Annotated in this window: 11 protein-coding genes; 8 read left to right on the forward strand and 3 right to left on the reverse strand. The window is 64.5% G+C overall.

All coding sequences use genetic code 11. The features are described from left to right. Positions 1 to 120: 120 nt before the first annotated feature. Entirely contained in the window at positions 121 to 807 is a 687-nt protein-coding gene (gene pyrE / locus AC6LJW_RS16155; RefSeq protein WP_056560333.1) for an orotate phosphoribosyltransferase, read from the reverse strand. Between the two features lie 132 nt (positions 808 to 939). Here pyrE and AC6LJW_RS16160 point away from each other — a divergent pair, with 132 nt between their 5' ends. Then, the gene (locus tag AC6LJW_RS16160; protein ID WP_056560336.1) at positions 940 to 1,734 is read left to right on the forward strand and encodes an exodeoxyribonuclease III; all 795 of its coding nucleotides are present in this window, start codon (positions 940 to 942) and stop codon (positions 1,732 to 1,734) included. Positions 1,735 to 2,146: 412 nt separating this feature from the next. Further along, positions 2,147 to 3,493, forward strand: coding sequence for an NADP-specific glutamate dehydrogenase (gdhA, locus tag AC6LJW_RS16165; RefSeq protein ID WP_498087751.1), 1,347 nt, complete (start codon positions 2,147 to 2,149; stop codon positions 3,491 to 3,493). Between the two features lie 151 nt (positions 3,494 to 3,644). Here the strand turns inward: gdhA and AC6LJW_RS16170 are convergent, their stop codons facing one another. Together AC6LJW_RS16170 and AC6LJW_RS16175 are read right to left on the reverse strand one after the other, a co-directional pair. Next, entirely contained in the window at positions 3,645 to 4,136 is a 492-nt protein-coding gene (locus AC6LJW_RS16170; protein WP_056560342.1) for a copper chaperone PCu(A)C, read from the reverse strand. An 18-nt stretch (positions 4,137 to 4,154) separates the two neighbouring features. Next, complete coding sequence (locus AC6LJW_RS16175) at positions 4,155 to 5,054, reverse strand: LysR family transcriptional regulator ArgP (protein WP_056560345.1); 900 nt, start codon at positions 5,052 to 5,054, stop codon at positions 4,155 to 4,157. A gap of 147 nt (positions 5,055 to 5,201) precedes the next feature. Here AC6LJW_RS16175 and AC6LJW_RS16180 point away from each other — a divergent pair, with 147 nt between their 5' ends. The 6 genes from AC6LJW_RS16180 (at position 5,202) to AC6LJW_RS16205 (ending at position 12,191) form a co-directional block, all read left to right on the forward strand. Beyond that, on the forward strand, positions 5,202 to 5,834 hold the full coding sequence (locus AC6LJW_RS16180; RefSeq protein WP_056560348.1) for a LysE/ArgO family amino acid transporter: 633 nt from the start codon (positions 5,202 to 5,204) through the stop codon (positions 5,832 to 5,834). A 205-nt stretch (positions 5,835 to 6,039) separates the two neighbouring features. Continuing rightward, a complete protein-coding gene (locus AC6LJW_RS16185) occupies positions 6,040 to 6,981 on the forward strand; it encodes a LysR substrate-binding domain-containing protein (protein ID WP_498087752.1) in 942 nt (313 codons plus the stop codon). A 369-nt stretch (positions 6,982 to 7,350) separates the two neighbouring features. Next, positions 7,351 to 8,514 carry an ABC transporter substrate-binding protein gene (locus AC6LJW_RS16190; protein WP_056560352.1) on the forward strand — a complete coding sequence of 388 codons (1,164 nt, stop codon included), beginning with the start codon at positions 7,351 to 7,353 and terminating at the stop codon, positions 8,512 to 8,514. Positions 8,515 to 8,651: 137 nt separating this feature from the next. Beyond that, a complete protein-coding gene (locus AC6LJW_RS16195) occupies positions 8,652 to 9,524 on the forward strand; it encodes a branched-chain amino acid ABC transporter permease (RefSeq protein ID WP_006216335.1) in 873 nt (290 codons plus the stop codon). A 3-nt stretch (positions 9,525 to 9,527) separates the two neighbouring features. Next, the gene (locus AC6LJW_RS16200; RefSeq protein ID WP_056560355.1) at positions 9,528 to 11,450 is read left to right on the forward strand and encodes a branched-chain amino acid ABC transporter ATP-binding protein/permease; all 1,923 of its coding nucleotides are present in this window, start codon (positions 9,528 to 9,530) and stop codon (positions 11,448 to 11,450) included. Between the two features lie 18 nt (positions 11,451 to 11,468). After that, positions 11,469 to 12,191, forward strand: coding sequence for an ABC transporter ATP-binding protein (locus AC6LJW_RS16205; protein ID WP_056560356.1), 723 nt, complete (start codon positions 11,469 to 11,471; stop codon positions 12,189 to 12,191). Positions 12,192 to 12,388: the final 197 nt, after the last annotated feature.

Genomic DNA, 12,388 nt, shown 5'->3' on the forward strand with positions numbered 1-12,388 from the left:
CGTGCTTGGTCCGCCGCCGCATCTGGCCGAACCGCTGGCGCACTATGGTTCGGCCGCCGTGCGCGGCTTTGGCCGATGTCGGGCAGCCACGCAATGGCGCCCGCGCCCTTACTTCACCCCTTACTTCACCCCGTACTTCGTCCGATACGCCAGTACGGCATCCCGGTTCTCGGCAAACGCCGCGTCGTCCTGCAGCAGGGCCAGGATGTCCGTCAGCGAGGCAATCGCGACCACGGGGATGCCATAGGTCTTGGCCACGTCCTGCACGGCCGAGTGCGGCGACAGGGCGTCGTCCGGACCGGCGCGCTCCATGCGGTCCATCGCGATCAGCACGGCGGCCGGTTCAGCGCCGGCGGCGCGGATGATTTCCACAGACTCGCGCACCGAAGTACCGGCCGTGATGACGTCGTCGATGATGACGACCTTGCCCTTGAGCGGCGCGCCGACCAGGGTGCCGCCTTCGCCGTGGTCCTTGGCTTCCTTGCGGTTGTAGGCAAACGGCACGTCGCCGCGGCCCTGCATGTCCGGGTGGCCGGCCAGCGCCACGGCGGTGGCGGTGGATAGCGGGATGCCCTTGTACGCGGGGCCGAACAGCATGTCGAACTCGACGCCGGAATCCAGCAGCGCCTGCGCATAAAACTGCGCCAGCTTGCCGACCGAGCGGCCATTGTTGAACAGGCCCGCATTGAAGAAATAGGGGCTGATGCGGCCCGACTTGACCTTGAAGCTGCCAAAGCGCAGAACGCCCTCGTTCAAGGCGAAACGGACGAAATCCAGGGCGGTGACGGAGGACTGGGCGGCGGGCATGCAGGGAGATCCGGTAGGTGGCAGACCCCGCATTTTATCCGCTGTCGGGGCCGTTCCCGGCTGCCGTTGCAGAGTCGGTTAAATTCCTGGCATTGTCCGCCTCCTCTGCGGCCGAATTTCAGGAGTTTCGCTTTGCTGCGCATCACGTCGATCAACCTCAATGGCATCCGGTCCGCCTTTAAGAAGGGCCTGCAACCGTGGATGGAAAAGCACGCCGCCGACGTGCTGTGCCTTCAGGAAATCAAGATTGCCCACGACGACCTGACCGACGAGCTGCGCCATCCGCCCGGCTACACCGGCCACTTCCACCACGCGGTGAAAAAGGGCTACAGCGGCGTGGGCATCTATTTGCGAGATCCGGCCGAGCGCGTGAACCATGGCCTGGACTGCGAAGAGTTCGACCCCGAAGGCCGAATCATCCGCGCCGACTGGAAGGACCTGTCCGTCATCAGCGCCTACCTGCCTTCCGGCTCCAGCGGCGACGAACGCCAGCAGGCAAAGTATCGTTTCCTCGACCGGTTCGGGCCCTGGATCGATGCCTTGATGCACGAACACAAGACGACAGGCCGTGAATTCGTCATCTGCGGCGACTGGAACATCGCTCACAAGGAAATCGACCTGAAGAACTGGAAGGGCAACATGAAGAACTCGGGCTTTCTGCCCGAAGAGCGCGCGTGGCTCACGGACGTTTTCGACAAGCGCGGGTTTGTGGACGTGTTTCGTACCATCGACGACCGTCCCGACCAGTACACCTGGTGGAGCAACCGGGGCCAGGCCTGGGCCAAGAACGTCGGGTGGCGCATCGACTACCAGATCGCCACGCCGGGCATCGCGGCCAAGGCGCGCAGCGTTGCCATCTACAAGGACGAGCGCTTCTCGGATCACGCACCGCTGACGATCGACTACGACTTCACTCTGCGCGCGTGATTTTTCTCAAGATAAAAATAGGGACGTAACAATGGCGCTTGACCGGCAGCCGCCCCCGCTTGCGGCCGCTGGACGCGCCTGCTGCCTAGGGCGACGCGCCACTTTCCCTATGAGCGCTCATCGAAAAATAACGGGGACATATTAATTTCCCCTGGAAATTCAAGCCTTACCGTTCGAAAGGCATCTTTCCGCCCGGCATCCGCCAGCACATCCGATTAGATACGACCCCAATTATCTACCGGAAAATTCCGTTTGATATCAACGTGATGGCGCGGTTTTTCGCTTTGCGCAGGGCAACATTTTGCCCCTACAATCCCCGCACCATACGGGTGCAGACATGCACCAAAACAAACTGATCGCGCCCCAATCTGGCGCAATTTCCGCACCTATTCGAAGCACCCCCGAGGAGATCATGGTGAAAGTGCAGAGTCTGGACGACTTCCTGCGTGGCGTCGCCGCGCGCGACCCGCAGCAACCCGAGTTCATGCAAGCCGTCCAGGAGGTGATGCTCAGTTTGTGGCCCTTCGTCGAGAAGCATCCCCATTACGCTGAGCACGCCCTGCTGGAACGCCTGGTTGAACCGGAACGCGTCATCCAGTTCCGCATCTGCTGGACCGACGACCAGGGCCGCGCCCAGGTCAACCGCGGCTTCCGCATCCAGCACAGCTCCGCAATCGGCCCGTTCAAGGGCGGCATGCGCTTTCACCCGTCGGTGAACCTGTCGATCCTGAAATTCCTCGCCTTCGAACAGACCCTGAAAAACTCGCTGACCACCCTGCCCATGGGCGGCGGCAAGGGTGGCTCGGACTTCGACCCCAAAGGCAAGTCCGACGCCGAAGTCATGCGCTTCTGCCAGGCGCTGATGATCGAGCTATATCGCCACCTGGGCCCGGACACCGACGTACCCGCCGGCGACATCGGCGTGGGCGCGCGTGAGGTCGGCTTCATGGCCGGCATGATGAAGAAGCTGTCGAACTCGACGGCCAGCGTCTTCACCGGCAAGGGCCTGACCTTCGGCGGCAGCCTGATCCGCCCCGAGGCCACCGGTTACGGCACCGTCTACTTCGCCGAGGAAATGCTCAAGCGCGTCGGCAAGTCCTTCGACGGCATGCGCGTGTCCGTGTCGGGCTCGGGCAACGTGGCGCAGTACGCCATCGAGAAGGCCATGGCGCTGGGCGCCCGCGTCATCACCGTGTCGGATTCGAACGGCACCGTCGTCGACGAAGCCGGCTTCAACCACGAGAAGCTCGTGGCGCTGATGCACATCAAGAATGACTTGCGCGGCCGCCTGGACACCTATGCCCGCCAGTTCGGCTTGCAGTACGAGGCCGGCAAGCGCCCGTGGCACGTGCCCGTCGACGTCGCGCTGCCCTGCGCCACGCAGAATGAGCTGGAACTGTCGGATGCGCAGACGCTGATCAAGAACGGCGTGCTGGCGGTTGCCGAAGGCGCCAACATGCCCGCCACGCTGGACGCCGCCAAGGCCTTCATTGCGGCGCGCGTGCTGTACGCGCCGGGCAAGGCCAGCAACGCCGGCGGCGTGGCCGTGTCGGGCCTGGAAATGGCTCAGAACTCGGCCCGCCTGTCGTGGACCCGCGAGGAAGTGGACATTCGCCTGCATGCCATCATGCGCGACATCCACGAAAACTGCGTGCGCCACGGCCATTCGGAGCGCGAATACGTGAACTACCTGGACGGCGCCAACATCGCCGGCTTCGTCAAGGTCGCCGACGCCATGCGCCAGCAAGGGCTGTATTGATCGCCGCCTGCTGATCCGCGCGCCGCGCGGGCACAGCATGCAAAAGGCCGACTCGGATGAGTCGGCCTTTTGCATTGCGGCGATGACGCGCCGCGGGCTGCCCGGTGCCTGCGCCACTGCAGGGGCGCAGACTGGCCGGATGGCGCAAAGATCAGTGCTTCATCGCGCCGTGATCGTGGCTCATGCCGGGATTATGCGAAGCCGGCATGACCTTGAACTGCACCGCCACTTCGCCCGCCTTTTCAAACTTGAGCGTGGCGGGCACGGTGGCGCCATCCTTGAACGGCGCCTTCAGTTTGATGAACATGACGTGGTAGCCGCCCGGGCTGAGCTTGACCTCGGTGTCGGCGGGCAGCGCGATGCCGCCTTCGACCTGACGCATCTTGGAGACGCCGTTTTCGGTCTGCACGGTATGCAGCTCGACGCGTTCGGCGGCGTCCGACGACACGGACAGCAGGCGGTCCGGCGCCTTGGCGTCGTTGTCGATATCCATGTACCCCGCGCCGTTGGCCTGTCCGGGCGCGGAAGCGCGGACCCAGAGATCGTCGACTTCGACCTGGCCGACCTTGTAGTCCTTGGCCCACGCCGAACCGGCGGTGCACAGGCCGATCGCGGCAACAACGGCAAACTTGCGGATGTTCATGGGTGTCCTCCTGAGACGTTAGCGGCGCCTGACCAGGCTGCGGGCGGCTGACAACACCGAGTCGGTCAAGGCTTCCATGGCCTCGGAGTTTACCCGCCAATGCTGCCAGTAGAGCGGCACGTCCTCCCAGGCCCGGCCGCGCAGCAGGACGAGTTGACCGGCATCAAGGTGCTCCTGCACGAGCGGCAGCGGGTTCATGGTCCAGCCCAGTCCGCCCAGCGTGGCCTGCACGAAAGCGCGCGTGGACGGCACCCACCAGACCGGCGGTTCCCACGGTGCGGGGTCTGCGATCTTGTGCGCAAAGCGCGCCTGCAGCGCGTCCTTGCGGTTGAAGACGAGGACGGGCGCCTGCGCCAGCGTCTGCGCGTTGACGCCTGAAGCGAAGTAGCGCTTGTGGAAGTCGGGCGTGCAGGTGGCCACGTAGCGCATGCTGCCCAGCGCGTGGATGCGGCAGCCCTGGACCGGATCGGCCAGCGTGGTCACGGCGCCCAGCACGGAGCCATTGCGCAGCAGGGCGGCCGTATGGTCCTGGTCTTCGGACAGCATGTCCAGCGTGGCGCGGGTGCGCGCCGCGAACTGCAGGGCGGCGTCGACGAACCAGGTTTCCAGGCTGTCGTGATTGACCGCGATGGGAATGCTGGCGTGGGGCACGTCGTCGTCGGCCACGCCCAGCCGGTTCAGCGCGTCGTGCTCGAGCAAGGCGGTCTGCTCGGCCAGTTGCACCAGCACCTGGCCGTCTGCCGTGGCGGCGGCCGGCACCGTGCGCTGGACCAGCAGCCGGCCCATCCGGTCTTCCAGAGCCTTGATCCGTTGCGACACTGCCGATGGCGTGACGCTGAGCGATAGCGCCGCGCGCTCGAAACTGCCTTCGCGCACCACCGCCGCCAGTGCGCGCAGGTTGCCGTGATCGATTTTCATGAGATTAGAAATTCTTAATATAGTGAAGGAAAATTAGCTGTATTTCATATACATGGCAAGGGAAAATGACGCATTGCCGACCGCTCTCAGCGCTCGGCCACCCATCAAAGCGCCGCCACAGGCGTTGCAGTCACAGGTACACCTTCCATGTTCGCCACCTTGTCATCCCCCGCCTTCCTCACCGCCTGGGCCAGCGGCACGGCCACGGGCCTCGGCCTGTTCGCCGTCGTGGGCGCGCAAAGCGCGTTCATCCTGCGCCAGGGCCTCATGCGCGCGCATCTGCTGAGCGTCGTCGCCATCTGCGCGCTGATCGACGCCGTCTTCATCTTCGCCAGCGTGTCCGGCCTGCAGGCGCTGACCGCGTGGTTCCCCTGGCTGACGACCGCCGTGCTGTGGTTCGGCGTGGCCTTCCTGACCTGGTACGCGGCGCAATCCGCGCGCCGCGCCTGGACCGCCACGGGCGGTTTGGCCGCCGCCCGCGACGTGGTGCCGTCGCGCCGCGCCGCCATGCTCGGCGCGCTGGGGTTCTCGCTGCTCAACCCGCACTTCTGGCTGGACATGGTGGTGGTCGGCTCGCTCGCGCACGGCTTCGACGACGCGCGCATGGCCTTCGCGGCCGGCGCCTTCACGGCCAGCCTGCTGTGGTTGGCGGTGCTGGGCATCGGGTCGCGGCTCTTCGCCCCCTTCTTTGCCAGCGCGTCGGCCTGGCGGGCCCTGGACGGCATCATCGCCGTGATCATGGCCGGTTTGGCGATCAGCCTGGCGGTCAAGGGCGTCTGAGGCCCGCAGGCCAACAGTCGATCTTCTCTGGAAGGTGTCTGACACCCATGAGTAGCCGTCACAAGGTGACCGCCCTCTCACACGGGTGTCAGACACCGTTGCAGATCGCCCAAGTGCTACGCCAGTATGGGCACGGCGCCCGCACTTTTATAATCGGCGCCTCACCACTTTTCTGTCGGGCGCCGGGCCGGCCCGCCACCGCTCCATGCGCGGACCTTCCCCTTCCAAAGACGTGCGCCTGCCGCCGCTTGCCGCCATCCAGGCGTTCGAAGCGGCCGCGCGGCTGGGTTCCTTCGAGCGTGCCAGCGAAGAGCTGTTCGTCACCGCCAGCGCCATCGGCAAGCGCATCGCCTCGCTGGAAACCCTGCTGGATGTCACGCTGTTCATTCGCAGCAGCCGTGGCGCGACGCTGAGCGCGGCCGGGCGCGAATACCTGGAACAAGTCCGCACAGCGCTCGATCTGCTGTCCGACGCCTCGCTGCACAAGCGCAACGAGCCCAAGCTGGAAACGCTGCGCGTGGTGTCCACGCCCACGTTCGCCCGGCAGGTGCTGATCCCTGCCCTGCCCGGTTTCACCGCGGCGCATCCCGACGTCGAACTCGAAATCATGCTGTCCATTCCGTACCTGGACATCATGCCGCCCAACGCCGACGTCTGGATCCGCTTTGGCAGCGGCAAGTATCCCGGTCTGCATGCGCACCCGCTCACGCATGATCCGGTGTTCGCCGTGTGCGCGCCCGGCTACCAGGCCGCGCGCGGCCCGTTCAAGCGGCCCGCCGACCTGGCGCGCGCCGACCTGCTGCGTTGCCCGATGGAGCCCTGGCGTCCGTGGCTGGCGGCGGCGGGACTGGATTGGCCCGAGCCGTCGCGCGGCGTGTGGCTGGTGGATCTGGGCATGATGCTCGCCGCCGCGCGCGCCGGCCAGGGCGTGGCGCTGACGCGCCGGTCGCTGGCCGCCGAGTGGCTGGACGAAGGCAAGCTCGTTCGCGTACTGGACGTGGAGATCCCCGGCGAGTCGCAGTACTACCTGTGCACCGAAGCCACACGCGCACCGGGCGGCGCGGCCCAGGCGTTTTCCCTATGGCTCACCGAGGTCTGCAAACGCGCAGCTCAATGGCCATGCGGGCCACAGGCCAGTCAGGAATAAATTTCCAGTTATGTACGGAATGAATTTCCGCACGACGCCGCATCCTGATCGCTAGGATGCGGCCAGCGTGACTGCGCGCGTTTCGGGACGCCTTGCGTTGCCGAACGCCGGCGGACGCAGTGCCAACGCATTGCCCACGCACGCTTAACGCAGCGCCCCTCCATCGCGCCGCATTCAGCAAGCTGAAAGGAACCTTGCATCCGCACTAGGTATTTACGCGGAAAAGCACCGCCGGGTCAGATTCGCGTAAGCGATTAAGCAGACAGTCACGACACGCAACAAAGGAGCGCGCCAACAGAACATCACTCCGCCGACTGGCGCCGGCACACGGCTTTCCACGCAGTTCACCCAATTACAACGGAGACATCCATGGATTTTCGTTTGAAGCTGCTTGCAGGAACCCTTGCATTTGCCGTATCGGCCGCGTCCCACGCCGCCGACCCCATCAAGATCGGCGTGGCCGGCCCCTACACCGGCGGTTCGTCATCCATGGGCGTCAGCATGCGCGACGGCGTGCGCCTCGCCATCGAAGAGATCAACAAGAACGGCGGCGTGCTCGGCCGCCAGCTCGTCGCCGTCGAACGCGATGACGAAGCCAAGAACGAGCGCGGCGTGCAGATCGCGCAGGAACTGATCAACAAGGAACAGGTGACCGCCACCGTCGGCTACATCAATACCGGCGTCGCATTGGCCTCGCAACGGTTCTACCAGGATGCCAAGATCCCGGTGTTCAACAACGTGGCCACCGGCAGCGTGATCACGCATCAGTTCAAGGCGCCGGAATACCCCGACAACTACGTGTTCCGCAATGCGGCCCACGACAGCATCCAGGCCCCGATGATCGTGGAAGAAGCGATCACGCGCCGCGGCTTCAAGAAAGTCGCGATCCTGGCCGACTCCACCAACTACGGCCAGCTCGGCCGCGAGGATCTGGAAAAGGCCCTGGACGCCAAGGGCATCAAGCCGGTGGCCGTCGAAAAATTCAACATCAAGGACGTCGACATGACGGCCCAGCTGCTCAAGGCCAAAGCCGCGGGCGCCGAGGCCGTGCTGACCTACGGCATCGGTCCCGAGCTCGCCCAGGTTGCCAACGGCATGACCAAGCTGGGCTGGAAGGTGCCGATCATCGGCAGCTGGACGCTGTCCATGGCCAACTACATCGACAACTCCGGCGCCAACGGCGAAGGCGCGCGCATGCCGCAGACCTTCATCCAGGATCCGGACACGCCCAAGCGCAAGGCGTTCATCGACGCCTATCTGGCCAAGTTCAAGCCCAAGAACAACCGCATCGACTCGCCGGTGTCGGCGGCGCAGGGCTATGACTCGATCTTCCTGCTGGCCGCCGCCATCAAGCAGGCGAACTCCACCGACGGTCCCAAGGTGCGCGAAGCGCTGGAAAACCTGCAGACCCCGGTCGAGGGCGTGGTGATGACCTACAACAAGCCTTTCTCGCACGACAACCACGACGCGATCACCGCGAAGGAAGTGGTCATCGGCGAGGTCAAGGGCGGCCGAGTCATCAAGGCCAACTAAATCCCGACAAGCAGGAAGGCGGCGGCTGCCCGGCCGCCGCCGCGCCCGACGCTGCGGGCGCGGGGCATGCAGCCGCCTGAAAACAGCGTTCTGCCCAAGGGGGTTGGGACGGAACACAGCGCCTCAAGACACACACCATGATTCTTCTACAGCTCATCTATAGCGGTATCGCGCTAGGCATGATCTATGCGGTCATTGCGTTCGGCTACCAGCTCACCTTTGCCACATCGGGCACCTTGAACTTCGGCCAGGGCGAAGCCCTGATGCTGGGTGCGCTCGTCGGCCTCACGCTCGTCGGCCTCGGCGTGAACTACTGGGTCATGATTCCCATCGTCTGCATCTTCGGCTTTGCGCAAGGCGCGCTGGTCGAGCGCGTGGGCGTGCGGCCCGCCATCAAGACGCGATCGGAATTCGGCTGGATCATGGCCACCATTGCGCTGGGCATCATCTTCAAGAACGTGGCCGAGAACATCTGGGGCCGCGACGACCTGCGCTTTCCCTCGCCGCTGCCCGAGGCGCCCATCCAGGTGCTGGGCGCGAACGTGTTGCCGATGGAACTGCTGGTGGTGTTCGGCGCGCTGGGCATGATGATCCTGGTCGAAATCTTCAACCGCAAATCCATTTACGGCAAAGCCTTCGTCGCCACATCCAACGACCGCGACGCGGCCGGCCTGATGGGCATCAACACCGGCATGGTCATCACGTTCTCGTACGCGCTGTCGTCGCTGACCGCGGCGTTCGCCGGCGTGCTGGTCGCGCCGCTGACGCTGACCGGCGCCACGATGGGCGCGGTGCTTGGCCTGAAGGCGTTTGCCGTCGCGATCATTGGCGGCCTGTCCAGCGGGATGGGCGTCGTGGTGGGCGGGCTGATCCTGGGGATCGCCGAAACGACCACCGGTTTCTATCTATCAACGGGATACAAAGACGTGCCGGGATTGGTATTGCTGCTGCTCGTTCTGACCTTCAAGCCCGCCGGCCTGTTCGGCAAGACCGCGATCAAGAAGGTGTAAGCGATGAAACCCCTGCACCTGCTCCTTTCCATCGTAGCCGTGGCGTGCCTGGCCGCCGTGCCGCTGGGCGTGACCAACACGTATTACCTGCACTTGATTGAAACCATCATGATCTATTCGATCCTGCTGTTCGGGCTCGATATCGTGGTGGGCTACACCGGCCAGGTGTCGCTGGGCCACGCCGGCCTGTTCGGCATCGGCTCGTACGTGGCCGGCGTGCTGGTCTTTCACTTGCAGATTCCCATCTGGCTGACGCTGCCCGCCGCCATCGTCATCGCCGCCGCCTTTGGCGCGGTGCTGGCGCTGCCGGCGCTGCGCGTCACCGGTCCCTATCTAGCGATGGTGACGCTGGCGTTCGGCACGATCATCCAGATCCTGATCAACGAGATGACGTTCCTGACCGAAGGTCCGCTGGGCATCAAGATCGCCAAACCGTCCATTGCCGGCCACGTTCTGACCAAAGCCGAATACTTCTGGCTGGTCGCCGCGCTGCTGGTGATCTCGCTGATCGTGGTGCACCGGATTCTGAAGTCGCACCTGGGCCGGTCTTTCGAAGCCTTGCGCGACAGCCCGATCGCGTCCGACTGCATGGGCGTGTCGGTGTACCGGCACAAGGTGATCGCCTTCGTCATCAGCGCCGGCTTTGCCGGCCTGGCGGGCGCGCTGTATTCGTATTCGGAGCAGTACATTTCGCCGAACACGTACAACTTCGAACTGACGATCCTGTTCCTGCTGGCGATCATCATGGGCGGACGCAAGAGCCGCACCGGCGCGCTGCTGGGCGCCTCGATCATCGTGCTGCTGCCCAAGATGCTGGACGACATCGGCACGTTCCGCCTGATCGCGCTCGCCGTGGCGATCCTGGTGACGGTGGGTAGCGCCGTGGCCATCTCCAAGGGCCGCACCGAGCCGCGCAAGGTCGCGGTGCCGGTGATCGGCACGATTGTGCTGGCCATCTTCTCGTACTGGCTGGAAGCCGTCACCGACTGGCGCCTGACCATCTTCGGCGCGATGATCCTGTTCGTCGTGTATTACCTGCCTGACGGCATCGTGGGCTTCGTACGCAACCTGTTCTTCTCGACGCGCCGTGCGGCGCTGGCGGTGAAGAAGGACCTGGTGAAGGAACAGGACGCCGTGCCGGACGCGGTGGCGGGCAAGGGCGAAACCTTGCTCGCGGCCAAGAACGTGCTGATGCAGTTCGGCGGGCTGAAGGCGCTGAATGAGGTGGACCTGACCGTCAAGCGCGGCACCATCCACGGCCTGATCGGACCCAACGGGTCGGGCAAGAGCACGATGATGAACGTGCTGACCGGCATCTATGTGCCGACGGCCGGCGCCGTGGAGTTCGGCGGCAAGTCGCTCGTGGGCCTGCCGCCGGCCGACATCGCCGAAGCCGGCATCGCCCGCACGTTCCAGAACGTGCAGCTCTTTGGCGAAATGACCGCTCTGGAGAACGTGCTGGTGGGTCTGCATCACACCTTCACGACGGGTCTGGCGGGCATTGCGCTGCGCACGCCCAAGTGGAAGACCGAAGAACAGGGCGCACGGGCGCGGGCCATGGCGCTGCTGGAGTTCGTTGGCCTGGAATCGCTAGCCAGCGAAGAGGCCCGCAACCTGCCTTACGGCAAGCAGCGCCTGCTGGAGATCGCCCGCGCGCTGGCGCTGGATCCGCAACTGCTGCTGCTTGACGAACCGGCCGCGGGCCTGACGGCGCCTGACATCGTGGAGCTGCTGGCGATCATCCGCAAGGTGCGCGACCACGGCATCACGCTGATCCTCATCGAGCACCACATGGACGTGGTGATGGGGGTCTGCGACACCGTATCGGTACTGGACTTCGGCCAGAAGATTGCCGAGGGCCTGCCTAATGAAGTGCAAAGCAACGCCAAGGTGATCGAGGCGTATCTGGGCGGCGCGCCCGCCTGACGCCAAGGGGACAATAAGATGCTATCGATCAAGAATCTGGAAGCAGGCTACGGGAAGGTGAAGGTGCTTCACGGCATCAGCATGGAGGTGCCCAAAGCCAAGGTGGTGACGCTGATCGGCTCGAACGGGGCTGGCAAGACAACGACGATGCGGGCGTTGTCGGGGATGATCCGGCCGACGGCGGGAGAGATCACGCTGGGGAGCAAGCGGATCGATGGGATGGAGTCGCATCGCATCGCGCGGCTGGGGTTGGCGCATTCGCCGGAAGGGCGTCGGGTGTTTCCGACGCTGTCGGTGACTGACAACTTGCTGCTGGGCGCTTTTCCGCGTCTGACGGGGAGCCGGCCGAAGGGTGATGTGCAGGCGGATTTGGGGCGGGCGATGGATCTGTTCCCGCGCTTGAAGGAACGGCGCGATCAGCTGGCTGGGACGCTTTCGGGCGGTGAACAGCAAATGCTGGCGATGGCGCGTGCGGTGATGCTGAATCCGGAACTGGTGCTGCTGGACGAGCCGTCGATGGGACTGGCGCCGATTCTGGTGGAAGAGGTGTTCCGGATCATTGCGCGGCTCAAGGAGGAAGGGGTGACGATGTTGCTGGTGGAGCAGTTTGCGGCGGCGGCGTTGAATGTGGCGGATTATGGGTATGTGCTGGAGAACGGGCGGATTTCTGTGCATGGGAGTGCGGAGAAGTTGAAGCATGATCCGGCTGTGGTGGCGGCTTATTTGGGTGGGGGGCATTGAAGGGTGTAGCAGTAAGTCGGGTGGCGGTTTTTGGTGGCCGGGGGTGTGGGTTTGGCGTTGAGTTCTTAAGACGCCCCCGCTGCGACGAGCTTTTTTTGTTTCAGCTTTACGGGCGGCGGGGCGAATTGGGTTCTTTAGGTTCTTGCCCACGGTGGGGAGAGAGAGAAAAATCTTGCGGGGCCCGCCCCCGGCCGGCC

Source organism: Achromobacter sp. 1012554356 (genome assembly GCF_059760815.1).